Origin of the sequence: Rhodococcus globerulus, assembly GCF_019334125.1 — a bacterium.
Taxonomy (GTDB): domain Bacteria; phylum Actinomycetota; class Actinomycetes; order Mycobacteriales; family Mycobacteriaceae; genus Rhodococcus_F; species Rhodococcus_F globerula.
This window is the reverse complement of the sequence record NZ_CP079698.1, coordinates 3,942,207-3,967,059: the sequence shown is the minus strand read 5'-3', so window position 1 is coordinate 3,967,059 and position 24,853 is coordinate 3,942,207. Positions and strand designations below refer to the sequence as shown.

Below are 24,853 nucleotides of genomic sequence, written 5' to 3'. Positions count from 1 at the left end.
TTGGGGTACCCTAACCATAGACGAGAAACTCCTGACAAAGCGTCGGTACCTCTCTTCTGGGATGCTTGCGCCATGAATTCGGAACATCGCCAACTCGAGTACGGACTTCGATTCGACTGGGGCCGAGCAGGTGCCGAAGCGATTGCTACTGGTGTTGACCTGGCCATTGTGGTTGATGTTCTCTCGTTCACGACGACTCTGAGCGTCGCCGCTGATGCAGGAATCGAGGTCTTTCCTTATTCCTGGTACGACGAGAGTGCGGCTGACTACGCTCGCGACGTCGACGCGGTTCTGGCTGTGCGACGGAGTGTGGCTTCTGAAGGCCAGATCAGTTTGTCTCCCAAGTCGATTCGCGATTCGGAACGTCCGCGACGGTTGGTATTGCCGTCCCCGAACGGGTCGACGATCGCGTTTGCGCTGGCGGCCCTTGGCCCGGTTTGTGTGGGTGCTTCGTTGAGGAACGCATCGGCGGTAGCAGATTGGGTTGTGCACGAACACGGTTCCCGATCCCGGGTGGCGATCGTTGCGTCCGGAGAGAAGTGGCCCGGTGGAGAATTGCGTCCGGCGGTGGAAGATCTGTGGGGAGCGGGTGCTGTTATCGAGGCGTTGATCGAGGCCGGCTGGAACGGGTCCGTATCGCCGGAGTCTCGGATGGCAGCAGATGCATGGGCGGCGGTATCGGATTCGATCGAAGACCGCCTACGGGACTGCGCCTCCGGGCGCGAGTTGATGGTTCTCGGGTTTCCGCACGACGTCGCCATCGCCTCCGAACTCGACGACAGCGACACCGTACCTGTTCTCGAAGATCGTGTGTTTCGAGCTCAGCGCACCGGGCGACGGTTGAACAAACTACGCGCCCAGAGGTAGGAGAGGAAGGTGATCGCGACGCACCACGCGACTGCGAGAATTGCGTTGTTTCCGATCGCTTCGCCGAGAAGTAGTCCCCGGAGCGTTTCGATGATCGGAGTGAACGGCTGATACTCGGCGAACCATCGTAATACGGTTGGCATCGACTCGGTCGGCACGAATCCGCTTCCGAGGAAAGGCAAGAGGATCAACACCATTGGAAGATTGCTTGCCGTCTCGACGCTCTTGCTCACAAGTCCGAAGGCAACGGACAACCAGATCATGGCAATCGACACCAAGATGAGGAGCGCAAACGTGGCGACCCATTCGACAACGCCGGCGCTCGGCCGGAAGCCGACGGCGACGGCCACCGCGATGACAACAACGAGGCTTACTATCGTTTGAAGAAGACTGCCCAGAACGTGGCCAGTGAGAACAGAAGTGCGTGTGATTGCCATCGTGCGGAATCGTGCGATGATCCCCGCAGTCATGTCGGTGGCAACGGAGATGGCAGTACCCTGCGCCGCCGCGGCAACCGTCATCAGAATGATCGCCGGGGCAACATAATTGACGTATTCCGCCCGTCCGCCACCACCGCCACCCGGGGTGAGGCCGTTCCCGAGTGTCCCGCCGAGAACGTAGACGAACAGCAACAGGAAGACGACCGGCATCCCGACCAGCATCACCGTCATCGACGGATATCGCACGATGTGGCGAATGCTGCGGCGCAGCATGGTTTTCGAGTCCTGGTAGGCAAGAGTTGCAGTAGTCATCGCGCGTCGGTCCTTTCGGTGGCGGTCAGCGTCAGGAACACGTCGTCCAGGTCCGGTGTGTGGACGGAGAGTTCCTTGACATCGATCGAGTGAGCGTCGAGTTGGTCGAGAACAGAGCGCAGTGACCTGACGCCACCGTCGCTGGGAACTTGCAGAACATAGGCAGCCTCGTCACGCGAGGAGTGGTCGAGAATATCTGCAGCAGAGTCGAGTTGGACTCGGTCTGCGAAATGCAGGCGAATATGTCCGCCTGGGATGTGTCGTTTGAGTTCTGCAGCGGTTCCTTCGGCCACGATCCGGCCGTGGTCGAGTACGGCGATGTGGTCGGCCAGTTGGTCGGCTTCCTCGAGGTACTGCGTTGTGAGGAAGATGGTGACGCCGCCACTCACCAACTCGCGGATGATCTGCCACATCGAGCGTCGACTCCGAGGATCGAGGCCGGTGGTGGGCTCGTCCAGGAAGATGATCTCCGGCCGGCCGATCAATGTCATTGCAAGATCGAGCTTTCGGCGCATTCCACCCGAGTATGTCGATGCGAGCTTTCCGGCGGAGTCGACTAGATCGAACTTCTTCAGGAGATCGTCAGTGCGAGTGCGGCGTTCGTCTTTGCTCAGGTGATGAAGGTCGGCCATGAGGAGAAGGTTCTCCTCGCCGCTGAGATAGTCGTCCACCGCCGAGAATTGTCCGGTGACACCGATGCGCGCACGCACCGCGTCTGGATCGTCGGATGGGTTGTACCCCGCGATGCGGATGTTGCCGCCGTCCGCGGGAACAAGGGTCGAAAGGATTTCCACGATGGTGGTCTTGCCGGCGCCGTTTGGGCCGAGAAGCGCAAAGACGGTGCCACTGTCGACGGAAATGTCGATTCCGTCCAGTACCGTTTTGTCGGAGTAAGACTTTGTCAGGCCCGTTGCGGTGATAGCTGGTTTGCGGGTCATCAGCGTTCCCTTTCGCTAGATTTTTGGAGGCTCCGAACGTCGAATGACGATGTCGCCGTAGCTGGTATGTGCGCGGACATCCACTCTGCGCTCGGTGGATGCCGGTCCGTGTGTGGTGTTCATCTGGTTGTCGACGCGGCCGAAGGAGGTATGGGCGTCGAATCGAGCGGCGGTTCCGGATCGAACGCCGATATGAATCTTCCCGGCAGCGGTTTTCGCGGAGACAACTCCACTCTCGATGCTGTCGAAGCGAATGTCCCCGTTGGCTGTTGCGGCAGTGGCATCAGATTCAGCGTGCTCCACGATAACGTCGCCGTTTGCCGTTTTTGCCTTGAGCGTGCCCGTAATCGCGCCGATGTTGTTGTCGCCATTGGAGTTCTTGATGACCGCGTTGCCGTCGATGCGGCGTATGCGGATGGTTCCTGATCCGGTGCTCGCATCGAGGTCGCCCACGACGTGCTCGACGGTGATTGTGCCTGCGCCGGTGCTGATGTCGAGTGGTCCGGTGGTGTCGAGTGCGCATTCCCCGCTCGAGAGTTTCACGCGAGATCTTCCCAGTGTGCCGGTGGCGTGGAGGCTTGCGACTGCAGCGGTACCCTCGAGTTCCGAGCCGGAGGGAAGTTGAACGGAGACGTCGACAGATCCGGTTTTGCCGAAGATGCCGAGTCCACGCTGTTTCGGCGTCTTGATCTGGAGTCGTCCACCAGCGAATTCGACGCGAGTCTGTTCGGCGACGCGGATGTCGGCGTCGTGAGATGAGTTGGTGGGCAGTACTTCCACGATGGTGTCGTCACGGTCGCTTGCGCTGATCCGGATATGTCCGACAGTTACGTCGATGCTCGCGATGATGGGGTCCGGTGTGCTGAATACAGGCATGGTGATACTCCCGATGATGTTGTCTTCGGTTGGTGAAAGGGGTTGGTGCGAGAAGAGAGTCTGGTGTCAGTGCACCCAGCCGGTGAAGCTCTCGGAACCTCGGGACGGTTGTTGCCTCGGCGTGTTTCGGCTCGGATTGCCTTCCAGTGCGGCCGCAGCCGAGCGGACCAGCCACGCGTTGACCGATATCCCGGCCTCTCGGGCAGCTGCCTCCACCCGGTCCTTGAGTTCTTGACCTAGGCGCAGGTTTATTCGAGTCATCGCCGCGTCGTCGGACTCCGTGATGGCGCGTGGAACTGGCGTCGGTTGCTCTTCGACGTCTGCCGGAGTCGGTTCGCTGAGGGCGGGTGTCACAACGAATTCTGGTTCGCGTCCCCGGAAGCGGAGATCCACCGAGCCTGGTGCGAGGTCGCGAGTGATTTCTGCTGCCGCCGCGGACAACGCGTCGAGGAGAGTGAGTCGCACTGCTGATTCCAGCGGTGCGGTCAAACGTTCGGCGAGTGCCTTTGCGTCTTCTCCGCCGGCTTCGGCAGCCACCGCGAGTTCGTGGCGAAGGTTGTCGACGTACGGTGTCAAGTCCATGGCACCACTATGGCACCACTTTGATGCCATGGCAATAGGTACGTGGCACACATTGTGATGCGTCAGGACATCGCAGGCACTTTTTTCGGACTTTTCCGACTGGTTTCGAATAGCTGTTCTATTCGAACAGAATTTCGATTAGGGTGGGGGAATGTTCGATTCGGGGGTGGGGAGTTTCGGTATCTCAGCACAGCTGAGTGGTACCGAAACCGATTGCGCCCTCGTCGATTTGATGGCCGAGTTGCATTCATGTGAAGCGATGTTGGTCGAGCGGAAACTGGCGGTGGTGGCGGAGTTCTTCACCCGCCGCAGCGCCGAGCATGTCGACGGTGGCACGTGGACGTCGTCGGCGCACGAGTTGGCCGAATCCGAGGTCGGCGCGGTCCTGACGATGGGCCGTGCTGCGGCCGGAAAGCTCATCGGGTTGGGTTTTGCGTTGAAGACGCGGTTGCATCGCACGCGGGCGGCGATGTCCCGCGGCGAACTCGACTTCTATCGGGTCTCTTTGATCGAATCCGCGACCTCGAATGTCGGTGACGAGCTGATCGACGAGGTCGAACGCTTGCTGCTCGAGCAGGTGTTGGCTCCACCCGTGGACGGCGGTACCGGGTTGACGGGTCGCCGGTTGACGGCGGCGATCGACCGGATCGTCGCCCGCGTCGATCCGGAGGGGATGCGGGAACGACGCCGCCGGGCCCTGGCGGATCGGTTCGTGGGGGTCAGTGCCGCCGAGGACGGGATGGCCCGCATCTTGGGCAGTATCCCGGCGGAGCAGGCCCGCGCCTTTGACGGCCGGTTGCGGGAGTTGGCGATGTCGGTGTGTCGCCGTGATTCCCGTACGTATGAGCAGCGGCGCGCGGATGCGTTGGGCGCTTTGGTGAGTGGTTCGACGGTGTTGGTGTGCGACTGCGACCGCGGTGATTGCCCGCAGGACCGCAGTGGTTTGGTGATCATGCGCCGGCCGTTGGTACATGTCGTAGTACACGATTCCACCCTGAGTCCAGGATCGAACGAACCTGCACATCTCGACGGCTTTGGCGTGATCAGTGCCGAGCATGCCCGCGACATCGTGAAAGACGCAGACGTTCGGGAAGTGCGAGTACCGGAATCACCTGATCCCGCCTCGGCGACGGTGTACCGCCCCGGAGCGGCACTCGATGCGTGGCTGCGGGTCATCGCGGGAAGCTGCCAATGGCCGCACTGCGATGTCCCGGCCTGGAATTGCGACCTCGACCACAACGATCCGTTCAACCACACCAACCCCGCGAGCGGCGGGAAAACGGTCGCGTCGAATCTGAGTGCGTTCTGCCGCAACCATCACCGCCTCAAGCATTCCGGGAAGTGGCAACTGGACCCGAACCCGGATCGCAGCCTCACCTTGACCTCGCAGACCGGCCATTGCTACCGCACCAGAGCCGCCGGACTACTCGCCAGCCAACAGGAACCACCGCCACCGGAAGGCGGCAAACCGCGACGAACACGACTCGAGAACAAAGCTGCCCGCATCCGAGGTGAGCGGAAGCTCCGGCGTGTCAAGATTCAGCACCGCACAGCACAACACGCGGAACGGAAACGCCGGCAAACGTTCCCGATCTCCACACCGCGAAAGCGCGTGCCTCACAAACCCGTCGACTACGGCAACGACCCGCCGCCATTCTGAATCAAGCTATGGGAATTCTCAGCCGCCGATTCCGTCCCGGCAAGACAACAAACAAGAGAACAATTGGAAGATGGATCCCATGGCACACGTACAACGTTTCGACCACATCGGTATTACCGTCGCGGACCTCGACTCCGCAACGGCGTTCTTCGTCGGACTGGGTCTAGAGCTAGAGGGCACCGGGTCCGTGGAGGGTGAATTCGTGGAGACCGTCTGTGGCATCCCCGGCGCGCACTGTCAGATCGCAATGCTGCGGCCACCGGGCGAAGGATCCCGGCTGGAGCTCTCGTCCTTCGTTACGCCCGATCACGTGCCCGGATCGCCAACGGCGATGGCCAACGAGCTTGGGCTGCGCAATGTGTCCTTCGAGGTCGGCGACCTCCAGGCGGCCGTCGACGCGGTGGCCGCAGACGGGTACGGGCTCATCGGCGGTATCGGAGAGTACGAGAACAGCGTGCGGATGGCCTACGTGCGTGGGCCAGAAGGGATCATCGTGTCCCTGTTCGAGCAGATCGGCTGACTGGCATGCGCCTGACCCACATAGTGCGGACATAACCTCTCGCTCAGCGATTGGATTCCGAGCGAGCTGGCACACTCGTCAGGGTGAGTCCTGCCGAACCGAACCGTCGACGTCGAATCCTGATCTGGATTGCCGGGGTACTCGGCATCGTTGTTGTGGTCGGTGCCGTCGTTGTGGCATTCGCACCCTCGCGTTACTTGCCGTGGGATACTGCCGATTTCCCGGAAGTTGATGCGAGCAGACTCTCCTCGGATCAAGTGCGCGTACTCGAATTACTGCAGTCCGAGCATGAGCAGGACCGTCCAGGCACCTTCTACTCCGAGGGAATTGACGAGGAATGGTGCGCTGATTTTGTCAGCTGGATCATGCGAGAAGCCGGACGCCCGCTCTCCAATCCGAACTCCGGAAGTTGGCGTATTCCAGGTGTTTACACCCTCCAGGAGTATTACCAGGGAATTGACGCCTACGCCGAGAACGACGGCAGTTACACACCTGAAATCGGCGACGTCGTGATCTACGACAGTTCACGATGGTCCGGTCAGCACACCAATATTGTTGTATCCGTCGACGGAGACAAGGCAATCACCGTAGGTGGCAACGAGTTCGGGAAGGTTCGAGTACACGATTTGGATTGGGCATCCGATTCTGCGGTCGTGGGTTTCGGTCTCTTTACCCCTGATTCAACCTCGTAGTAGGGGTAGGGCTGGGATTCGTCTGCCGCCGCGCTGGCGTATTCGCCGTATTTATTGGCGCTGGTGGGAGCTGTTTTCCCATTCCCGGCGCAAGTTCCTAAGGCTAACCTAATTAACATGACGCGACTTCTTTCTCCGACCACCACCGATCGTGACTACTGGGCGATCGTGAACAACCTGACCCGACGCGGATTCTTCGGCGTCGGAGCAGGCGTTGCCGCCGCTGCATTTCTAGCCGCTTGCAGCAGTTCAGAGGGTGCGACGACCGAAAACGCGGAGACCTTCGAGTTCACGCGCGGCGACGAGAAGCTGATCATTCCGACGGACCCGCAGAATGTGGTTGCTCTCGATCCGCGAGACGGCCTCGAACTCTCGATCCTCGCCGGATACCCGGTGACCGCCTACCCCGCCGGCGCCGCTGAACATCTCCGTCGTGAAGTTCCTGGTGCCACAGGCGTCGAGATCTTCGCCGAAGGTGCTTCGGATCCCAACTTCGAGTACATCTCGACCCTCGGTGCAGACCTTCTGGTCCTCAGTGCCGGGTGGTGGGACACCGGGTCGTACGGCAACGACCGGATGCAGCAGATCGCACCAGTCCTGCCCGTCGGCAAGGACTTCACCCCGGAGTGGCGAAAGGTCATGTCGGACTTCCTCACCGGCATCGGGCGCAGCGATCGCGCCGAAGAAGTGCTGGCCGAGTACGACGCCCATGTGGCTCAGGTCCGCCCTACCGTCGAACCGCTGATGGCCGGCAAGAAGGTTGCCTTCGTTGCCGCCGCAGAGGATCAGATCGCGTGGTTCCAGAACGATTTCCGCACCGCCGTCGCCGAGGACCTGGGGTTCGAGGTGCTCCGTGAGGGCCCCGACCTTCGCGTGATGCTCGGGTCGGAGCAGTTCAACCGTCTCGAAGAAGCTGACGTCATCTTCGCCTTGGATCGCAGCGCCTCCGGCAGCGTGTACACCTCGCCCACATGGCAGCGACTGCCCGCCGCACAGGCCGGTCGAGTGATTCCCTTCGACTACTACAAGGCCGCGGGATACGCCTTGACCGCCAAGGTGCTGGTCGACGACTTGGCGGCCGGGGTCAAGCGCTAGAACTACCTTTTCAGCAGGGCGCGGATCGCGTCGACCACGTCGGTGGGCGCCTCCTCTGCCATGAAGTGACCTGCGGACAGCGTGCGGTGCTCGAGATCGGGCGCCCACGCTTTCCACAGGGCCTCGGCGTCGTAGCCGAGCATCGAACCCCAGTCCTGCTGGATGGCGGTGACCGGCATACGCAGCTGGTGGCCTGAATCGCGATCAGCCTGATCGTGTTCGACGTCTATGCCTGCCGACGCGCGGTAATCGGCAACGATCGACGGCACCGCCTCCCTCGAGGCCCGCAGGTACTCCGCTCGCACGTCGGCCGGAATTGCTTCGCGATCAGTCGTCCAGACGTCGAGAAAATACTCGAAGAACGCGTCGGCGCTGGCGCTGATCATCTGTTCGGGGAGGCCAGGTGGCTGAGCCATCAAGTAGAGATGGAATGCCACGGCCGCATTCGATCCATGCAGGATGTCCCACATATCCAAGGTGGGCAGCACGTCCAGTGAACCGAGGTGTGTGATCACATCCGGATGATCCAACCCGGCTCTGATGGCAACCAATGCACCTCGATCGTGGCCGACGAGAGCGAATCTCTCGTGTCCCAGATTCTGCGCCACCTCGACGACGTCGGCAGCCATTGTTCTTTTGGAGTAGGTGTCCGGGTTTTCCTCGACCGGTTTGTCGCTGGCTCCGTATCCGCGGAGATCCGGGCAGATGACGGTGTGATCCGACGCCAATTCGGTGGCCACGTGACGCCACATGAGATGGGTCTGAGGAAAGCCGTGAAGAAGGACGAGCGGTGCGCCGCTTCCGCCGATCGCGAGGTTGAGCCGCACGCCGTCATGGGTGGAAATCTGCTGGTAGTCGAAGCCTGGGATGGTGATCGTCATCGGTCGCTCTCGTTTGTCGGGGTGATGCCAATCAGCATCGCCGCATTCGATGAGCATTCGATGAGCGCGATAGCGTGGGGACATGCGAGACCACACAGTTGGAAGCCCGGTTTTCGGAGTGCTGGGTCCGGTGGTTGCATGGAATAACTCGGGAGACCTGATCGATCTGAAGGGTCCACGACACCGAGCTGTCCTCGCTCGCCTGATCGTTGCCCGCGGCCGTGTAGTTCCGGTGGACGTGATTGTCGACGACCTCTGGGTCGATCCTCCGGCCGGAGCGACCAGCGCACTACGTACGTTCGTCTCGGCGCTGCGACGTGCGCTCGAACCCGGTCGTCCGCCTCGAACGAAGCCGAAAGTTATTGTGACGGAAGGGCGCGGCTATGCCATTCAGGCCGCACCCGAAGTGGTCGATGCCTGGAAATTCGAGAGCCTGGTGCGTGAAGCCGCTGAGTCCACACCACCGCAATCACTCGAACTACTCCGAACCGCCCTCGAGTTGTGGCGAGGGCCGGCATATGCGGACTACACCGAAGAGCCCTGGGCTCGATCGGAGCGATCCCGCTTGGAGGAACTGCATCTGACAGCCGTCGAACGGTTCGCATCCGCGCAACTCGATCTCGGGCGAACTGCCGAAGCGATTCCCGATCTGGACGCCCACGTCACGGAACACCCTTGGCGCGAGGACGGTTGGCGACTACTCGCTCTCGCGCTGTACCGGTCCAACCGTCAAGGCGATGCTCTGGCAGTCCTACGTCGCGCACGCGAGCTACTCGCCGAAGAGTTGGGCATCGACCCCGGGCCACGACTGACCGACCTCGAGTCCGACATTCTCCGCCGCGAAAACCACCTGGATCCTGTAGCGGCAGAACAGATCTTCACTCAGGTTTCGGCAGCGTACGACCGGACCGTAGCGGCAGGATCGAAATCGAGATTGGAGTCAACCGTCGGCCTGCTCCGAAGTTTGGCAGTTGCGGGCGGAAGCGGACTGGAGACTGCTCGAAACCAGCGACTGGCAATCATCAGTGCCGCTGAACAATTGGACGACGTCGAACTCACCGCACGGATTATCGGTAATTACGACGTGCCTGCCATCTGGACGCGATCCGACGATCCGGGGCAGGCTGCTCAGATTGTCGAGGCCGCTCAGCGCACCATCGATCGACTTCCTGACGGGAACGACCTCGCTCGGGCAAGACTCTTGGCGACAATCGCACTCGAATCACGCGGACTTGCCGGCGACCCCGGACTCGAACCTGCCCGCGCTGCCGTTCAGATCGCCCGCTCCCTCGACGACCCCGGACTTCTTGCCTTCACACTCAACGGGTTGTTCATACAGAGTTTCTGGCGAACTGGTCTGGCTCCAGAGCGCGACGCCATCGGGGGTGAACTGATAACGCTCTCCGCTCGGCACGATCTGGCCACCTTCGAAATTCTCGGGCATCTGGTGCGGATGCAAGCTCTCGGCGCACTCGGGCAATTCGATGCCGCCGAACAACATGCCGACGCAGTGGATCGATTGGCCGGACGTCACGAGCGTCCGTTGGCAGCGGTATTCACCACCTGGTTCCGCGCGATGCGAATTGCCGCCACAGGCGCGGACGTGTCGCACTGCGAGGAGCTGTACGAAGCCGCGGCGGTCTGTCTTCCCGGTTCCGGCATGCCCGGCCTCGAGGACGGAATTCTCCCGCTGGCAATTCTCGCACTCCGAGTCTGGCACGGCGTGCCGGCGGCCTTCGACGCCGATACGAACTGGGGCCAGTACGAGCCCTGGGCTCGGCCACATCTGCTTCTCGCGCAGGGGAAAGTGAACGAGGCCGCAGAAGCGGTGCGCGCGTTGCCCAACCCGCCGAACGACCTACTTTCCGAAGCGCTGTGGTGCCTTATCGCAGCAGCTTCCGTCGCGGTCGGTGACCGTCAGGTCATGGAACGAGCGCGGGCTGCTCTTATGTCTGCTGAAGACGAAATTGCCGGTGCGGGCAGTGGAATGCTCACTGTCGGCCGGGTCTCGGACCATCTTGCGGGGCTTAACGAGCACACCTGAGGTCCCGGTCGGTGATCGCCGCAGACGGGATTCATCCGCGATGGGTGATGTCTTCCCTAAATGGGTACTCGAGACTTAGAGAGGGAAGTGCTTTCTCGTCGAAAGGAACGCTGATGACTGCTCCACCACGAGAACCCGCCGAACACCCTGTCAAGCAGGGGTTCGCGGTCGGTACGACGTTCGCGGCGGCGATTCTGCTGCTGACAGCCGGCATCGTTGCCCTGCTGCAGGGGATCGCTGCTGTCGCCGACAACAATCTGTTTGTCGTCGGAATCAACTACACCTACAAGTTCGATATCTCGACGTGGGGTTGGATCCACATAGTTCTGGGCATCATCGGAATTGTGGTCTCCCTTGGCCTCTTCACGGGTGCGGTGTGGGCAAGAGCGTCGGCAATCGTGATTGCGTCACTCTCCATCATCGCGAACTTCTTGTGGCTCCCGTACTACCCGATGTGGTCGATCCTGGTGATTGCGCTTGACATCGTGGTCATTTGGGCAGTCGCAACGTGGGATACCGCGTAGATCATCGCGTCAGAAACTGTGGCCCCGGCTGATTCCCCCAGTCGGGGCCACAGTCATGTGAATGTCGATCAGTCTGGGAGTCTGCGTAATTCGGCGACGGTCAGTCCCAGCGAATCGAGCCGTGCCATGATGCTCCGCATGGCGCTGTGATCGGCAACGGGACCGTACAGGCTGGTGTAGCCACCGGCGGTTGGTGCCACACTCAATTCGGGGAACGCAGCCTTCACGCGATCCGACACTTCGCCGTCGATGAGAAATTGGTAGCGAGTGGGAGCAGTCATCGTTTCTCTCTCCCATCACACGTGTTGCGCATCGATTTAGTCTGTACCCATTTATTTTTACGTTGCCGCGCGGTGAATACGTCATCCCCTTCGGGTGAATGCCGGACATGCGGCCACGACGTCTCATCGGGACAGCATCCTCTTCCAGGGTTCTCGCTGGTGTTCATCCTTTTTGTGTGAGGTCGAATCCGACTGTTTTCCCTAGTCTCTAGCGGGAGAGAGAAGAGGCCGAAATGGGTTCTGTCATCGGAGATCTGTTGCCACTCGCGTTGGGAGTGGCAATCTCGCCGATTCCGATCATCGCGGCCATCCTGATGCTCCTGTCCAAGCGAGCAGGAAGTACCAGCATCGGTTTTGCCTTGGGTTGGTTACTCGGAATCGTCGTTGCAACAGTAATATTCGTTCTCCTGTCGAATCAATTGGAGAAATCCTCCGATTCTTCGGCTGGTGTTTCGTGGATCAAGATCGCCTTGGGTGTTCTCCTGCTTGCGTTCGGCGCAAAGCAGTGGCGTGGACGCGGCGGTGAACATGAGACTCCCAAATGGATGCAGGCCATTGACGACATGACGGCAGCCAAGGGATTCGGCCTCGGATTCGCACTGGCCGCCGTCAACCCCAAAAATCTGATGATGTGTATCGCCGCAGGTGTCTCGATCGGTGCTGCATCGTTGCCGACCGGGCAGGTAGTCATCGCCGTCGCGGTTTTCACCGTCATCGCGGCATCGACTGTCTGTCTACCCGTGATCGGGTATCTGATCGCGGCGGATCGTTTGCGCACCCCGTTGGCAGAGTTGAAGGTCTGGCTGCAGGCGAACAACGCGACAGTGATGAGCGTGCTGATCCTGGTCATCGGAGTTGTGCTGATCGGCAAGGGAATCGGCGGATTCTAACCGAGCGGAGGTAGTCATGGGGTCGTTGTTGTTGCAGCAGATTCCGCTGGCGCTCGGCATCATCATGAGCCCACTTGCGATAGTGGCTGTAGTCGCAGTGTTGTTCTCCGAGCGGGCGCGGATCAACAGCATCGCGTATCTCGTCGGATGGTTCCTCGGAATCATTGTGTCGCTGGCCGTCTCGTTTGCAATTTTGACAGCGCTGGAAGTTCATCAGCGGACACACCCGCCGCTGTGGGTACCTATCCTGCACTTGATCCTCGGAACGGTACTTCTGGGCGGGGCCTGGTTCGTGTACACCCGTAGTCATCGGCGGATGCAGGCAATGGCGGCGGCAACCGGACCGGGTGACATTGCCGCGGCGGCCCCTCAGTTGCCGAAGATGCTGCAATCGGTGGAACACTTCTCACCGGGGCGCTCCGGTGTTCTCGGCTTTGCTCTCTTCGTCCTCAATCCCATCGACATGTCCTGTGCCATAGCAGCGGCCATGAATTTTCGATTGAGCAGCGCAGCACCGTCCGCGGAGTGGGCATCCGCTGTTGTGTTCGCGCTGGTATCGGCTAGTTCGGTCGCAGTTCCGGTCGCGCTGCTCCTGATCAAAAAGGAGAAGGCAACAGAGCCGTTGCAGCGTATTCGGACGTGGATCGCCACCAATACCCATCTGCTGAACGTCGGACTGCTGATCTTGATCTCGGCAATGCAGATAAGCAAAGGGATCCAAGGACTATGAGCACTCGACACACGCACACCCCGCTTGTCTTCGGTTCGCTGGCCGGCTATCAACGTGCGTGGCTGCGGCCCGACATCATCGCCGGGCTCACGGTCTGGGCGGTGCTGGTGCCGGAAGCCCTGGCATACGCCACCATTGCCGGCGTCCCACCCGTTGTGGGGCTTTACGCAGCAGTGCCCGCGCTGGTTCTCTATGCGGCTGCTGGTAGTTCACGCCACCTTGTTGTCGGTCCGATGTCGGCAACCGCGGCATTGTCTGCGGCATTGATCGCTCCATTTGCCGGTGGCGACGACTCACGTTTTGTCGCCCTGTCGGTCGGACTTGCCGTCGTCACCGGTCTGGTCGGGTTGCTCGCCGGATTTGTGCGACTGGGATTCATCGCCTCGTTCATCTCCGAACCGGTGCTCAAGGGGTTCATCGTCGGATTGGCGCTGACCATCATCATCGGGCAGGTTCCGAAGCTACTGGGCGTCGAGAAGGGCGAAGGTAATTTCTTCGTACAAGCCGCAACGGTTGTGCGTGAGTTGGGGAGCGTCGACGGACTCACGGTTTTTGTCGGATTACTCAGCCTGGCTTTGGTGTTGGCGGTCAAGCGGTGGTTGCCGCTGGTTCCAGGGTCGCTCCTGGTCGTTCTGCTGGGTATCACGGCGGTTGCACTGTTCGGCCTCGACGATCGGGGCATCGACATCGTCGGCCACATCGACGCGGGGCTGCCGAGCGTCGGGCTACCGGAGGGAGTGCGAGCCGAGGATTACCTGGACTTGATCGGACCGGCCATCGGCGTGCTGCTCATCGGTTTTGCCGAAGGTCTTGGCGCAGCAAAGACATACGCGGCCAAGGCCGGTTACACCGTCGACGCGAACCGGGAACTGACTGGACTCGGTGCCGCAAACTTGGGAGCCGGCCTGTGCTCGGGCATGGTGGTCAACGGCAGTCTCTCCAAGACGGCAGTCAATGGTGGGGCCGGAGCCAAGTCGCAGGTCAGTGGGCTCACGGTTGCAGTGCTCACGGTGCTGACACTTCTCTTTCTCACCGGGTTGTTCGAGAAACTGCCCGAGGCGACACTCGCTGCCGTGGTGATCGCTGCCGTGGTCGAGTTGGTCGACTTCTCCTCTCTCGCAGCGCTGTACCGGGTGTGGACCAAGCGGTTGGGCAGCATCTACGGCGTGGCGGCTCGTGCCGATTTCGCGGCAGCCGTAGCGGCTATGTTCGGTGTGCTGATCTTCGACACATTGCCGGGTTTGATCATCGGAATCGCCGTGTCGATGCTGCTGCTTCTGTACCGTGTCTCCAAACCGCATGTGGCGGAACTGGCCAAGAGCGGCTCGCGATGGGTGGACATTGCGTCTCACCCGGAATTGCAGCCTTCCGACGGCGTGATCGTCGTGCGAGTGGAAGCCGGCCTGTTCTTTGCCAACGCCGATCATGTTCGAGACCGGATCGACGATCTTGTCACCGACGGTACGTCCATGATCATCCTCGACGCCGAGACATCGCCGTTCATCGATGTGAGCGGTGCGCAAATGCTCGAACAGTTGCGGGATTCGCTGGCACGGAAGAACATCGTGTTCCGGGTGGCCCGCGACGTTGGGCAGTTCAGGGACGTTCTTGCCGGTACGCCTGGTGGTGGTGTGAAACTCGATGTCTACCCGAGCGTCGCGGAAGCCATGGCTGATCCCAATGATCGCCGGAGTTCATGATCGACCCGAGCTCACGATCCTCGCAGCCAACGCCCCAACGGCCCGTCGTCTTTGGCAACTGATCCCACGATCGTTCCGGCGACGACAACAATCGCGGAGAAGACGAACAACCAACTGATGAGCGTGAACATCACTCCGAGAAGACCGAATTGGTCTTGCGATGTGCGCGTGATCCGCGGAAGGAAGAGGGTGCTGGCAACGTGAAGGGCACTCAGGCCGGTGGCCGTCAACAGTCCGGAGCCGATGCACATCCGGGTGGTCATCCGGTTGGCTGTCAGCAGCATCGGAACCAATGTCCAGACCAGTGCCCATACGCCGTAGACGGCCGTGAATCCGAGCAATTGCCCTACTGCGGGAATCGAATCCAACTTGTGACACACCGCGGCGATGGCAACCGAACCTGCGATGACAAAAACTACGGCGAGCCACCGCCAGGCTTGTCGGAGCGTGGCAATCGGTACATGCCAGATCCGCCCGTACATCCGACCCAGTGCTCGGGCATACGACGTCGAACTGATCAGCAGCATCAGCAGACCCACGATGCCGAAAGCTGTCGCTGATCCGGTGGTGACATCGCTCGGTGGGAATTCGGCGCCGAGATTGTCGCGCGCTGCGTCCGAGAGTGGTTGCAGACGTTGAAGGGTTGATGCGGCGATCATCACCGGCAGCAGGGACGTGAATGCCTGCGCCGCAAGGGTCATCGCGCTGTCCACCAACCCGACTTCGACGATGTCGAACGTAACGCGCGATGCGAGCCGTCGACGTGGTGTGACGGTCACCCACGCCTTCATGCGGTCGCGGGTGTCGTTGTAGATCTGAGGGGGCAACTGTATGCGCTTCGGGCGGCGCGTCTGCTCAGATGAGTCCGCCACGCCGCGCGGCTTTCAGAGCGTCGCGACGATTACTGACGTCGAGTTTGCGGTAGATCCCGCGCAGGTGGGTCTTGATGGTGTTGACCGAGAGGAACAGGGTTTCCGCGATCGATTCCGTGGTGTCGCCCGAAGCGAGTTCGCGCAGTACCGTGTACTCGCCCGGAGTCAGAATCGGAGCGATGGCAAGTTCATGTGGTTGCAGGTGTGACCGTACGCGTTCGGCAAACAGTTCTTGGTCTCCGAAATGTCCGGTGAAATCATCAAGGATTCCTCGCAGGGCGCGACCGTAATCGAGGAAGGGGCGCAGAAGGTTTCCGTGCTCGGCGGCGCGTAATGCGTCGTGCAGTGATCGAAATGCCTTGCGTGGTTGGTGATTGGCGGAATGAATGACGGATTGCAACACCGATGTGTAGATGCCGTGAGCGAGTAGTGGGTGTTCGGGTGATTCCACAGCGGCGGTCAACTCGGCCTGTGCCTCGGTGAGCTTGCCGCCGGCCAGTCGCAGAGACGACAACGCCAAGTGTGCCTCGGTGGTAGCGCCGAATTGCTGTGTCGCGTCGTGTATCAGCCGGCTCGCCCAGTCCAATTCGCCCACCGAGAGGCAGACACTGACCACGGTCGGAAGCAGAGCGGATGTCGCGATCGGGAAGGTCCCCAGTTCGATGGCTTTGATCATGGCGTCACGGATGTCCGCGGCAGTCGAGCGTCGATCGTCAGAGGTGTCGAGTCGACACAATCCGAAAGTGATGACACTGTGCCAGCCGAATGCGGGCATGCTGACGCCGAGAACATCTGCCTGGCGGCAGTTTTCGATGGTGGGGATCCGATACGGGAGATCCGGTGAACTGCAGAGATATGTGCCAAGGGCTGCTACCGATGTTGCCAACTCATACTCCGCGGTGCCCATGAGATTGTGCTCGCCAGCGTAGGTCAGCGCGTGCGTGATGTGGGCGATCATCGCCTCGATGTCGCCGTTCATGGCGGCCGAGAATCCGATACCGGTGAGGGCTCTCAACACTAAACTGCTTCGGCCACGAAGTACTCCGAGTGCGGCGGCCTCGGTGTATTCGGTGCTTGCGCGCTCGAAGTCGCGGTCGAGGAAGTATCCGGTCGCAGTTTGCAGGTGTGCAAACGCTTCGATGTCGGAGTGAGTGCTGCGTTGCCGTTCGGCGTGCCCGGCGACTGCGGTGTCGAATCCCGCGCCGGCGTACAGAGCCTGCAGCTTCAACGCGCAGAACAGCGGGTCGCGATCCAGCCCGGATGACGCAGTTTCGAGGAAATTCAGGTACGTCCTGGCAGTAGTCACGTCACCGCTGTGGAGGGCTGAGGCGGCGAGGAGCATTCGAGTGCGCGGTGACTCGGATACGAGAGTAGGTACCGACTCGAGTATTCGGGTCAGATCGCTGCCGTATCCGTCCAGAACGAGCCCGAGACCGCAGCGATCGAGGAAGGCGATAATACGTTTCGGATCACCGATGGAGGCTTCGAGTTCGAGTGCTTCGAGTTCGTGTTGATGCGCCTCGAACCACGTTGCGGCCTCATGGTGCGCTCGGATGCGTTCGTTCTGATCGACCCGGCGAAACTCTGCGCGAAGGTGTTCGCGCAGCAGTGGATGGTAACTGAACCAAGTTGTGTGATCGGTTGAATCGGTGCGTGTGAGTGGCAAATTGAACTGAATCAGTGTGTCGATTTCCGTCACTGCGTCTTCGTCGGTGATCGCCTCTGCCAAGTCGACGGAAAATGCTTCGGCCACAGAGGTCTTGAGCATGAAGCTCGTGAGATGGGTGGGGAGTGCGGCCAATACCTCGTCTACCAGGAAATCGGCAACAGGCCTGGGGGTGTGTGTGAATTCGTCGACGGCATCCGCGGTGTCACCTCGTCCTGCGAGATAGGTAGCAGCCAACCGAACCACGGCGCCCCATCCCTTGGTGAACGATTCGATGAGCGCAAGCTGTCGTTGGTCCAGTTCGATGTCGTATTCGCCTAACAGCACGCTGATTTCGTCGCTGTCGAATGCAAGATCATGTGCTTCGAATCGAGTCAGACGACCGTCGAGGGCTAGGCGATGCCAGGTCAAAGGAGGCTCGTACCTGGCTGCGAGAACGATCGTGAGGTTCGGCGGTGCGTCCGCGAGAACCTGGTCGAGGGTGCTGATCGACATCGGATCGTGAAGGGCATGAACGTCATCGAGAATCAGCGTGATCGGTTTTCCGCTGGCCTCGATCGCCTTCATGAAGCGGGAGTGCCAGAACTCCGTCGGTGCACCGCACGCGACGGGTTCGACATGCGTGGCCAGTGCTTCGGCGAGGGAGGTGCACAACACTTGCGCGTTGTTCTCACGCTCCGCCAACGTCAGCCAGGAAACCGCTGCGGGAGCCTGTTTACGGGCCCAGTCGGCCAGCAGCAGTGTCTTGCCTGCCCCAGCAGGGGCGCACAGTAAGTTCACCGCGCGAGCGTGATGTGCGGCTGAGAGCTTGCGTTGCAGACGGGGGCGCGAGATGACATTGGAGATCGCCGACGGAGGACGGAAGCGGTTCTCGTTTTCGCGCGCGGCTATACCTGGACCCGACAATCTAGCCGTCGAAACGGATGCACGAACCGAGCTGCTCATCAAACTCCTGAAGTTGGTGAGTGCGACGCGGTGTAGTCCCGTTACGGCAATTACCCAAACCGGACGTTTGCTAATCAGCGGGCAAGAAGATGGTGACCAAGGTCCCGGTGCGAGGTGTATCGGCCATTTCCGATTGTGGAACACTGTGAACGGTGAATCGGAAGTCGGGAATCGTTCTTGCCGCAGGCGTTGTTCTTGCCGTGGCTGGTTGTGGTTCGGCGGCGTCACCTGCAACTTCGCCTTCGGCGCCCGTCGCTTCTGCCGAAGCATCCACGTCATCAGAGCCATCGGTTGCCCCGGCTCGGTCGACTCCTGAATCCGAGCGGGCGTTGATCGCGGCCACCAAAGCCAACGACGTGGAGGCGGCAACCGCCCTGATCCTGGCCGGTGCCGACGTGAACGCCAAGGATTCCATTCAGGATTCGGCCTTCCTGTACGCCGGAGCGGAAGGTTTGAACCAGATTCTCGCGTTGACGCTCAGTCACGGAGCGGATGTCCGCAGTGTCAACCGATTCGGTGGCACCGCTTTGATTCCCGCCAGCGAGCACGCGCACGTCGACACGGTTCGGATGCTGATCGCGGCCGGAGTGCCTGTCAATCACATCAACGACCCGGGGTGGACGGCTTTGCTCGAGGCTGTTGTCTACGGTGACGGTTCGCCGCGCTACCTCGACGTGATCACACAGCTGCTCGACGCCGGGGCGGATCAGGAGATCAGGGACGCACGCGGACGGACAGCGTTGGAGAACGCGCAGAATCTGGGACAGGCCGATGTTGCTGCGCTGCTGACTTCTCGGCGCTGACGGAATTAATACGGAGTTCTGACCCGTCGGTTTTCATCGGTGGGATGGGGGTATTCCGCTGGGCGTGATGTCTCGCCCGAGCTGATCGCCCATCCGACTCGAAGGAAACACATGAAGATTTCCCGTGTATTCACCGCAATTCTGTCGGTAGTGGTGGTGTCGACTGCTGGAATCATCCTCGGTTCCGGCGGCGCGAGTGCCGCGCCCCAGCCAACTGTGGTCCTGGTCCACGGGGCTTTTGCCGACGCAACAAGCTGGGATGGTGTGGCCGCCGATTTGCGTTCGCGCGGCTATGAGGTTGTGACTCCGGATAATCCGCTGCGGGGGCCGTCGTACGACTCGGCAGTGATCGAGAAGACCGTCGCGGATATCGACGGTCCGGTAGTTTTGGTCGGACATTCGTACGGGGGCGCCGTGATCACCAATGTGCACGATCCCAAGGTGCAGTCGATGGTGTACATCGCGGCTTTTGCTCCGGTGGAGGGTGAGCCGGTCCAGATCACGATCGATCCCATTCGGTTCCCGGGCAGCCAATTGCTACCTCCCGCACTGGGGTTGAAGATCGTCGACGACGCTCACGCGATTGGCGGTAAGAACGTCGACGGATATGTGACCGACGAGTACTTCCATTCGGTTTTTGCGCAAGATGTCTCGGACGAGACGGCGGCAACGATGTTGACGCATCAAAAGTCTGCGGCGCTCTGGGCGAACCTTGAACTCGGCGGTCCGCCGTCCTGGGCGAACACACCGACGTGGTACCTCGTGGCTGGTAACGATCGGGTGATTCCGGCTACCGCACAACGGTTCATGGCAAACCGGATGGGCGCGACCACCAGCGAACTCCCGACGTCTCACGCTTCGCTGGTCTCGCAGCCGGGTGCGGTCGCAGACGTGATCGTGGCGGCCGCTCACAGTTAAGTGTGCGACCGCCACGAGGGTAAGACAGGTTAAGCGGAAACGATCACCGAGGAGCCATGGCCGAAGAGGCCCTGGTTGGCGGTGATGCCGATGCGGGCGCCTTCGACCTGACGGCCTTCGGCTTGTCCGCGCAGCTGCCAGGTGAGCTCGCACACCTGCGCAAGTGCCTGGGCGGGAACAGCTTCACCGAAGCAGGCGAGGCCACCGGACGGATTGACCGGGATGCGGCCACCGATGGTGGTGTCGCCTGCGCGCAGGAGGTGTTCGGCTTCGCCGCGCTTGCAGAGTGCAAGGTCTTCGATCCAGTCGAGTTCGACGGACGTGGCGAGGTCGTAGACCTCGGCGACGTCGACGTCCTCCGGGGAGATGCCGGCTTCTTCGTACGCCGCGTAGCCGATGGATTCCTTGAACGTGCGCTCCGGAGCCGAGACCGCGGAGCTGGAGTCGGTCGAGAAGTTCGGCATGTCCATGATCGTCTGCGGGAACGTCGGAGTGACCGTCGAAATTGCCTTGATACGAACAGGTTCGGCGATGCCCATCTTGCGGGCGTATTCCATGGACGTCAGCAGGATGGCTGCGCCGCCGTCCGAAGTGGCGCAGATGTCGAGGAGGTGTAGCGGGTTGGACACCACGGGGGATGCCAGCACGTTCTCGACGGTGACTTCCTTGCGGTAACGCGCGTTGGGGTTGCTCAGACCGTGCTTCGCGTTCTTCACCTTCACGTTTGCGAAGTCCTCGGCGGTGGCGCCGTACAGATCGATGCGTCGACGCGCATTGAGTGCGAAGTACGCCGGGTTGGTCATGCCCATGAGGCGGAAGCGCAGCCAGTCCGGGTCGTCCCAACGCTCACCGGCGACGGGAGCGAGGAAGCCCTTCGGCGTGGTGTCTGCGCCGACGACCAAGGCAACTTCGCTGAGGCCGGCCAGGATTCGGGCGCGAGCTGTGTCGAGTGCCTGCGCACCCGTCGCGCACGCTGCGTACGACGTGGCGACGCGAGCGCCGTTCCAGCCGAGGGCCTGAGCGAACGTGGCTCCGGCGACGTATCCGCCGTATCCGTTGCGGACGGTTTCGCCGCCGACGATGAAGTCGACATCCTTCCAGTCCACGCCGGAATCAGCGAGGGCGGCGCGTGCGGCAGCAACGCCGTACTTCACGAACGACTGGCCCCACTTGCCCCAGGGGTGCATACCTACACCGAGTACTGCGACGTCCTTGCTCATGACTGCGACTCCTGATCAGCTGCGGCGACAGGCTTCCAGCGCCACGTCGTACGAACTCCGGTTTCGTCGGTGTACAGCGGCTCGACAACCAATTCGACGGTATTACCCACCTTGAGATCGTCGACGCCGAATCCGTCGGCTACCTGGCCGAGGATGACGATGCCCTCGGGCAATTCGACGGCGGCCAGTGCAAAAGGCACGTAAGGGTCGGAGCTGGGGATGTACGGCGGCGGCGGCTGGTACTGCGCGTCGGTGTACGACCAGACCGTGCCCCGGCGGGAAAGTTCGACGTCGCCGAACTCTTCACCCGAGCAGCTCGGGTTCTTGCAGAACGTGGTCTCGCGCGGGAAGGAAATGGTGCCGCAGGATTGGCACTTCGTGCCGATCAGAGCAGGTTCGGGGCCGGTAGTGAACCAACCCTCCACCGCAGGTGTCACGCTGCCGCTCGGTGCCGACGTTGCAGTCTCGCTCATGCAAACCTCATCTGGTGGGCGTGCCGGATCCGAGGATCGTGGCTCGCTGTGCCGCTTACTGGAACAGGTTGCAGTATTACACGATAAGCAGCGCAGATGGGGCGAAATTTTCGGTCAGTGGGACGCTTTCCAGAGCTTTCGACGTGGTGGTTTCACCTGGCCTGCAGCTCCGACAATGGACGACACTTCACCCTGGTCGAGGATCTTCTCCCGAACGCGTCCGTGCGCGACGCCGCGATCGACTTCGGCTTTGTCGATGGCATGCCAACCGGCTCGATCGACGACGCCATTCTGTCGCGCCCGGACCAGCCGATCGAGGGCAGCAGTGTCGGGCGCCGGGGTACGCAGACGTCCGTGGTTGAAGTCGTCGACGAGCATCCGGACGGTTTCCTGTGCGCAGGATTTGTTGGTGCCGATGAAGCCGCTTGGTCCGCGCTTGATCCAGCCCGTCGCGTACACGCCGGGTGCGTCGCTGACGCGGCCTCCCTCGTTCGGGATAACCGAGGCGCGCTCGTCGAATGGAACACCCGCGATGGGTACACCGCGGTATCCGATGGACGTGAGTACCAGGCCGGCATCGATGGTTTCCGTATGTCCGGTGGGTTCGATGCGGACAGTCCCGTCGGCGTCGACAAGCGTGTTGCGCTCGAATTCGATCCCGCTGACGCGGTCCTCACCGGAAATCTCGGTTGGCGTCAGTAGGTAGCGCAAAGTGATGCGTTTGCTTCCGACTTCGACATGATCGCGATTCTTCAGCGCTTCGAGGAGTCGGAGTTTCTGCTCGACAGCGTGCGGCAGTGAGTCGGCTTTCTCGGTGATCGGGTCGAGAACCATGTCGTCCGGGCCGACGGACAGTTCGATATCCGGTAGCGCCAACAGGCCGGTGAACTCGGGAACGGTGAAGGCAGACTGCGCAATTCCGCGTCGGCCGACGATCACTACTTCTTCGATCCGACTCTTCCGTAACGCTGCGAGCGCGTGAGCAGAGATGTCGGTGCCGGCCAGCTTTTCGGGATCTGCCGTCAGAATGCGGGCAACGTCAAGTGCGACGTTGCCGTTTCCGATGATGACGGCCCGCCGATGTGAAAGGTCGAAGACATCGTCGACATGATCGGGATGACCGTTGTACCAGGCCACGAAATCGGTGGCCGACGCAGTTCCGGGGAGGTCTGCGCCCGGGATGCCAAGGCCGCGATCGGATGAAGCGCCGACTGCGTAGAGAACGGCATGGTGGTTCTCGAGAAGTTCGTCGTGAGTGAGGTGTTTACCGATCTCCACGTTGAGGTAGAACTCGAAACCCCGCTGCGCGGCGATCTTGTCGAACAGTCGCGTGACCTGCTTGGTCTTCTGATGATCAGGTGCCACGCCGGCGCGAACCAAGCCGTAGGGAACGGGTAGCCGATCGAAGACGTTGACCTGCACACCGGGTTGCGTGAGCAACTCGTCTGCCGCGTACATCGCGGACGGACCGGAGCCGACGATCGCAACTCGCAGCGGTGGACGCCCCTGGTCGATAGTCGCGGCTGGGATCACCTTGGCAAGTAACGGGCGGGGCCGCTGCTCCTTGTAGAAATCTGCGTTGATCGAGAGGAAAACCCGCTGCGGTTCAGCCAGTTTCGACTCGGGAACGATGGCGTCGACCGGGCAGGCCGAGACGCATGCGCCGCAGTCGACGCAGGCCTGTGGATCGATGTGCAACATCTCGGCGGTGAGGAAATCCGGTTCGTCCGGCGTCGGATGAATGCAATTGACCGGGCAGGCGTAGACGCACGAGGCGTCGCTGCAGCAGGACTGCGTGACTACGTGTGGCATGGCGGTTGGGTCCGATCTCGGATTAGGCGGCAGCGTTGTGTGCGCTGCGGTGGGGTTCGCTGCGGAAACGTGATGCGCGGCCGTCCATCTTGCAGGCCTTCCACACCAATCGCGACGCGCGGTTCATCAAACCCGTCTCTGTTGCGAGCATGCGGACGTCGCCGAAGTAGTTGCGCAGCGTCTGACGCGATTCCGGTAGCTCCCAGAACAAGTCCTTCTTGACGGACTTCGGGATGTCGAACTGCTTCCAGAATGTGTTGGGCGGAATCACGATGGCATCGCACAGGATTCGCATGGTGATCGGGAAGAGGAGCGACAGGACAAAGCGGCTCGGCCGCGACATCAGCGGGATGCGTCGGCTCAGAAGTTTGTGCGCAAACGAGATATGACGCGCTTCTTCGGCAACGTGAATTGCCATGACGGACGCCATGATCGGGTGGATATCGCCCCCGGAGCGCAGGATGCTCTTCTGGATGTGGTCGATAGGTTCTTCGCCTGCGAGGACACCCACGAAGAAGAGTTCCGGGAAGGGGCCGGCAGCAAGTGGGATGAACGGCGCCAGCATGCGCATCACGCGATTCATGCCCGGAGCGTCGGCGCCGATGCGGTTCACCATTTCCTGGAACATCATGGTGTGGTTGCACTCTTCGACGGATTCGTGAGTGCAGTAGCGTGCCTCGGCCGACTGGTTGGGAAGTGAAAAAACGTACTGCATCATGCCGCGGATCAGGATGTTCTCGAACTGCAGGCCGACCTTCGCGACGTTGGCCTGACGCCACATCCCGATTTCGATTTGTTTGTCGATCGGCTGAGCCTGGTACCACGGGTGGGCGCCGAGCGGATCCGTCTCAGCCGGGAGGATCCAGCGCGTATCGCCGGGCGTGACCGCAAATTCGGGGGCATCCCAGTCGATATCGAGATACGGATCGAAGTGCTTGTTCACGGATCCTTCGGACAGGAGGCGAAGTGTCTCGTTGTACGAGTCGTCGGATGCTTCCGCGTTCTTGTCGAACGGCGTTGTCAGCGTCATGTGCGTCTCCCTCTTTGTCGCGGTCACCGCTGGTCTTACGTGCGGTTTCGGTGGTATCGAGGGCCGGTTCGTGTGATCGCAG

Annotated in this window: 24 protein-coding genes; 12 read left to right on the top strand and 12 right to left on the bottom strand. The window is 61.1% G+C overall.

The window, feature by feature from the left end; all coding sequences use genetic code 11:
* Window positions 1-72: 72 nt before the first annotated feature.
* A complete protein-coding gene (locus KYT97_RS18050) occupies window positions 73-867 on the top strand; it encodes a 2-phosphosulfolactate phosphatase (RefSeq protein ID WP_172937118.1) in 795 nt (264 codons plus the stop codon).
* Here the strand turns inward: KYT97_RS18050 and KYT97_RS18045 are convergent.
* From KYT97_RS18045 to KYT97_RS18030, 4 genes are all read right to left on the bottom strand, one after another.
* The gene (locus tag KYT97_RS18045) at window positions 822-1,619 is read right to left on the bottom strand and encodes an ABC transporter permease (protein WP_045065608.1); all 798 of its coding nucleotides are present in this window, start codon (window positions 1,617-1,619) and stop codon (window positions 822-824) included. The two genes, KYT97_RS18050 and KYT97_RS18045, sit on opposite strands and share 46 nt — an antisense overlap.
* The gene (locus tag KYT97_RS18040) at window positions 1,616-2,557 is read right to left on the bottom strand and encodes a daunorubicin resistance protein DrrA family ABC transporter ATP-binding protein (RefSeq protein WP_045065606.1); all 942 of its coding nucleotides are present in this window, start codon (window positions 2,555-2,557) and stop codon (window positions 1,616-1,618) included. The genes KYT97_RS18045 and KYT97_RS18040 overlap by 4 nt, the downstream gene beginning before the upstream one ends.
* Window positions 2,558-2,572: 15 nt before the next feature.
* Window positions 2,573-3,433 carry a DUF4097 family beta strand repeat-containing protein gene (locus KYT97_RS18035; protein ID WP_033233717.1) on the bottom strand — a complete coding sequence of 287 codons (861 nt, stop codon included), beginning with the start codon at window positions 3,431-3,433 and terminating at the stop codon, window positions 2,573-2,575.
* Between the two features lie 66 nt (window positions 3,434-3,499).
* Window positions 3,500-4,015, bottom strand: coding sequence for a toxin-antitoxin system HicB family antitoxin (locus KYT97_RS18030; protein WP_219110370.1), 516 nt, complete (start codon window positions 4,013-4,015; stop codon window positions 3,500-3,502).
* A gap of 151 nt (window positions 4,016-4,166) precedes the next feature.
* Here KYT97_RS18030 and KYT97_RS18025 point away from each other — a divergent pair, with 151 nt between their 5' ends.
* The 4 genes from KYT97_RS18025 (at window position 4,167) to KYT97_RS18010 (ending at window position 7,982) form a co-directional block, all read left to right on the top strand.
* A complete protein-coding gene (locus KYT97_RS18025; protein WP_095887394.1) occupies window positions 4,167-5,675 on the top strand; it encodes an HNH endonuclease signature motif containing protein in 1,509 nt (502 codons plus the stop codon).
* A 79-nt stretch (window positions 5,676-5,754) separates the two neighbouring features.
* Window positions 5,755-6,195 carry a VOC family protein gene (locus KYT97_RS18020; protein WP_033233714.1) on the top strand — a complete coding sequence of 147 codons (441 nt, stop codon included), beginning with the start codon at window positions 5,755-5,757 and terminating at the stop codon, window positions 6,193-6,195.
* A gap of 83 nt (window positions 6,196-6,278) precedes the next feature.
* Entirely contained in the window at window positions 6,279-6,887 is a 609-nt protein-coding gene (locus KYT97_RS18015; protein ID WP_172937116.1) for a CHAP domain-containing protein, read from the top strand.
* Between the two features lie 117 nt (window positions 6,888-7,004).
* Entirely contained in the window at window positions 7,005-7,982 is a 978-nt protein-coding gene (locus tag KYT97_RS18010; RefSeq protein ID WP_045065601.1) for an ABC transporter substrate-binding protein, read from the top strand.
* A gap of 2 nt (window positions 7,983-7,984) precedes the next feature.
* Here KYT97_RS18010 and KYT97_RS18005 read toward each other — a convergent pair whose 3' ends face one another.
* On the bottom strand, window positions 7,985-8,863 hold the full coding sequence (locus KYT97_RS18005; RefSeq protein WP_219110369.1) for an alpha/beta fold hydrolase: 879 nt from the start codon (window positions 8,861-8,863) through the stop codon (window positions 7,985-7,987).
* An 82-nt stretch (window positions 8,864-8,945) separates the two neighbouring features.
* Between KYT97_RS18005 and KYT97_RS18000 the strand changes: the two genes are divergently transcribed.
* Both KYT97_RS18000 and KYT97_RS17995 read left to right on the top strand, forming a co-directional pair.
* Window positions 8,946-10,907 (top strand): AfsR/SARP family transcriptional regulator, encoded by a 1,962-nt coding sequence (locus KYT97_RS18000; RefSeq protein WP_219110368.1) that lies wholly within the window; start codon window positions 8,946-8,948, stop codon window positions 10,905-10,907.
* Between the two features lie 113 nt (window positions 10,908-11,020).
* Window positions 11,021-11,431 carry a DUF7144 family membrane protein gene (locus KYT97_RS17995; protein ID WP_033233710.1) on the top strand — a complete coding sequence of 137 codons (411 nt, stop codon included), beginning with the start codon at window positions 11,021-11,023 and terminating at the stop codon, window positions 11,429-11,431.
* 68 nt (window positions 11,432-11,499) lie between these two features.
* On the opposite strand, the gene KYT97_RS17990 is transcribed toward KYT97_RS17995, so the two are convergent.
* Window positions 11,500-11,712, bottom strand: coding sequence for a hypothetical protein (locus KYT97_RS17990; protein WP_045065598.1), 213 nt, complete (start codon window positions 11,710-11,712; stop codon window positions 11,500-11,502).
* Between the two features lie 233 nt (window positions 11,713-11,945).
* Between KYT97_RS17990 and KYT97_RS17985 the strand changes: the two genes are divergently transcribed.
* From KYT97_RS17985 to KYT97_RS17975, 3 genes are read left to right on the top strand one after another with little or no spacing between them, the layout of a single operon-like run.
* Window positions 11,946-12,602 (top strand): GAP family protein, encoded by a 657-nt coding sequence (locus KYT97_RS17985; protein ID WP_033233708.1) that lies wholly within the window; start codon window positions 11,946-11,948, stop codon window positions 12,600-12,602.
* A 16-nt stretch (window positions 12,603-12,618) separates the two neighbouring features.
* Window positions 12,619-13,332, top strand: a complete 714-nt coding sequence (locus KYT97_RS17980; protein ID WP_219110367.1) for a GAP family protein — start codon at window positions 12,619-12,621, stop codon at window positions 13,330-13,332.
* On the top strand, window positions 13,329-15,032 hold the full coding sequence (locus tag KYT97_RS17975; RefSeq protein ID WP_219110366.1) for a SulP family inorganic anion transporter: 1,704 nt from the start codon (window positions 13,329-13,331) through the stop codon (window positions 15,030-15,032). Before KYT97_RS17980 ends, KYT97_RS17975 begins: the two co-directional genes overlap by 4 nt.
* Before the next feature lie 11 nt (window positions 15,033-15,043).
* Here the strand turns inward: KYT97_RS17975 and KYT97_RS17970 are convergent, their stop codons facing one another.
* Together KYT97_RS17970 and KYT97_RS17965 are read right to left on the bottom strand one after the other, a co-directional pair.
* The gene (locus KYT97_RS17970; protein ID WP_245005860.1) at window positions 15,044-15,904 is read right to left on the bottom strand and encodes a hypothetical protein; all 861 of its coding nucleotides are present in this window, start codon (window positions 15,902-15,904) and stop codon (window positions 15,044-15,046) included.
* Entirely contained in the window at window positions 15,888-18,515 is a 2,628-nt protein-coding gene (locus KYT97_RS17965; RefSeq protein WP_219110365.1) for a winged helix-turn-helix domain-containing protein, read from the bottom strand. The genes KYT97_RS17970 and KYT97_RS17965 overlap by 17 nt, the downstream gene beginning before the upstream one ends.
* Before the next feature lie 152 nt (window positions 18,516-18,667).
* Here KYT97_RS17965 and KYT97_RS17960 point away from each other — a divergent pair, with 152 nt between their 5' ends.
* Both KYT97_RS17960 and KYT97_RS17955 read left to right on the top strand, forming a co-directional pair.
* Window positions 18,668-19,318, top strand: coding sequence for an ankyrin repeat domain-containing protein (locus tag KYT97_RS17960; RefSeq protein ID WP_033233705.1), 651 nt, complete (start codon window positions 18,668-18,670; stop codon window positions 19,316-19,318).
* A 111-nt stretch (window positions 19,319-19,429) separates the two neighbouring features.
* On the top strand, window positions 19,430-20,236 hold the full coding sequence (locus KYT97_RS17955) for an alpha/beta fold hydrolase (RefSeq protein WP_033233704.1): 807 nt from the start codon (window positions 19,430-19,432) through the stop codon (window positions 20,234-20,236).
* Between the two features lie 29 nt (window positions 20,237-20,265).
* Here KYT97_RS17955 and KYT97_RS17950 read toward each other — a convergent pair whose 3' ends face one another.
* The 4 genes from KYT97_RS17950 to KYT97_RS17935 all read right to left on the bottom strand — a co-directional run bounded on the left by KYT97_RS17950 (window position 20,266) and on the right by KYT97_RS17935 (window position 24,771).
* Window positions 20,266-21,456, bottom strand: a complete 1,191-nt coding sequence (locus KYT97_RS17950; RefSeq protein ID WP_033233703.1) for a lipid-transfer protein — start codon at window positions 21,454-21,456, stop codon at window positions 20,266-20,268.
* The gene (locus tag KYT97_RS17945; protein WP_033233702.1) at window positions 21,453-21,929 is read right to left on the bottom strand and encodes a Zn-ribbon domain-containing OB-fold protein; all 477 of its coding nucleotides are present in this window, start codon (window positions 21,927-21,929) and stop codon (window positions 21,453-21,455) included. Before KYT97_RS17945 ends, KYT97_RS17950 begins: the two co-directional genes overlap by 4 nt.
* Window positions 21,930-22,043: 114 nt before the next feature.
* Entirely contained in the window at window positions 22,044-23,741 is a 1,698-nt protein-coding gene (locus KYT97_RS17940) for an FAD-dependent oxidoreductase (protein WP_219110364.1), read from the bottom strand.
* A gap of 22 nt (window positions 23,742-23,763) precedes the next feature.
* Window positions 23,764-24,771 (bottom strand): AurF N-oxygenase family protein, encoded by a 1,008-nt coding sequence (locus tag KYT97_RS17935; protein WP_033233700.1) that lies wholly within the window; start codon window positions 24,769-24,771, stop codon window positions 23,764-23,766.
* Window positions 24,772-24,853 lie beyond the last annotated feature (82 nt).

Excerpts from the sequence above, each read along its gene's own strand:
- KYT97_RS18050 (WP_172937118.1), top strand. The coding sequence starts at position 73 with ATGAATTCGGAACATCGCCAACTCGAGTACGGACTTCGATTCGACTGG.
- KYT97_RS18045 (WP_045065608.1), bottom strand. The coding sequence starts at position 1,619 with ATGACTACTGCAACTCTTGCCTACCAGGACTCGAAAACCATGCTGCGC.
- KYT97_RS18040 (WP_045065606.1), bottom strand. The coding sequence starts at position 2,557 with ATGACCCGCAAACCAGCTATCACCGCAACGGGCCTGACAAAGTCTTAC.
- KYT97_RS18035 (WP_033233717.1), bottom strand. The coding sequence starts at position 3,433 with ATGCCTGTATTCAGCACACCGGACCCCATCATCGCGAGCATCGACGTA.
- KYT97_RS18030 (WP_219110370.1), bottom strand. The coding sequence starts at position 4,015 with ATGGACTTGACACCGTACGTCGACAACCTTCGCCACGAACTCGCGGTG.
- KYT97_RS18025 (WP_095887394.1), top strand. The coding sequence starts at position 4,167 with ATGTTCGATTCGGGGGTGGGGAGTTTCGGTATCTCAGCACAGCTGAGT.
- KYT97_RS18020 (WP_033233714.1), top strand. The coding sequence starts at position 5,755 with ATGGCACACGTACAACGTTTCGACCACATCGGTATTACCGTCGCGGAC.
- KYT97_RS18010 (WP_045065601.1), top strand. The coding sequence starts at position 7,005 with ATGACGCGACTTCTTTCTCCGACCACCACCGATCGTGACTACTGGGCG.
- KYT97_RS18005 (WP_219110369.1), bottom strand. The coding sequence starts at position 8,863 with ATGACGATCACCATCCCAGGCTTCGACTACCAGCAGATTTCCACCCAT.
- KYT97_RS18000 (WP_219110368.1), top strand. The coding sequence starts at position 8,946 with ATGCGAGACCACACAGTTGGAAGCCCGGTTTTCGGAGTGCTGGGTCCG.
- KYT97_RS17995 (WP_033233710.1), top strand. The coding sequence starts at position 11,021 with ATGACTGCTCCACCACGAGAACCCGCCGAACACCCTGTCAAGCAGGGG.
- KYT97_RS17990 (WP_045065598.1), bottom strand. The coding sequence starts at position 11,712 with ATGACTGCTCCCACTCGCTACCAATTTCTCATCGACGGCGAAGTGTCG.
- KYT97_RS17985 (WP_033233708.1), top strand. The coding sequence starts at position 11,946 with ATGGGTTCTGTCATCGGAGATCTGTTGCCACTCGCGTTGGGAGTGGCA.
- KYT97_RS17980 (WP_219110367.1), top strand. The coding sequence starts at position 12,619 with ATGGGGTCGTTGTTGTTGCAGCAGATTCCGCTGGCGCTCGGCATCATC.
- KYT97_RS17975 (WP_219110366.1), top strand. The coding sequence starts at position 13,329 with ATGAGCACTCGACACACGCACACCCCGCTTGTCTTCGGTTCGCTGGCC.
- KYT97_RS17965 (WP_219110365.1), bottom strand. The coding sequence starts at position 18,515 with ATGAGCAGCTCGGTTCGTGCATCCGTTTCGACGGCTAGATTGTCGGGT.
- KYT97_RS17955 (WP_033233704.1), top strand. The coding sequence starts at position 19,430 with ATGAAGATTTCCCGTGTATTCACCGCAATTCTGTCGGTAGTGGTGGTG.
- KYT97_RS17950 (WP_033233703.1), bottom strand. The coding sequence starts at position 21,456 with ATGAGCAAGGACGTCGCAGTACTCGGTGTAGGTATGCACCCCTGGGGC.
- KYT97_RS17945 (WP_033233702.1), bottom strand. The coding sequence starts at position 21,929 with ATGAGCGAGACTGCAACGTCGGCACCGAGCGGCAGCGTGACACCTGCG.
- KYT97_RS17940 (WP_219110364.1), bottom strand. The coding sequence starts at position 23,741 with ATGCCACACGTAGTCACGCAGTCCTGCTGCAGCGACGCCTCGTGCGTC.
- KYT97_RS17935 (WP_033233700.1), bottom strand. The coding sequence starts at position 24,771 with ATGACGCTGACAACGCCGTTCGACAAGAACGCGGAAGCATCCGACGAC.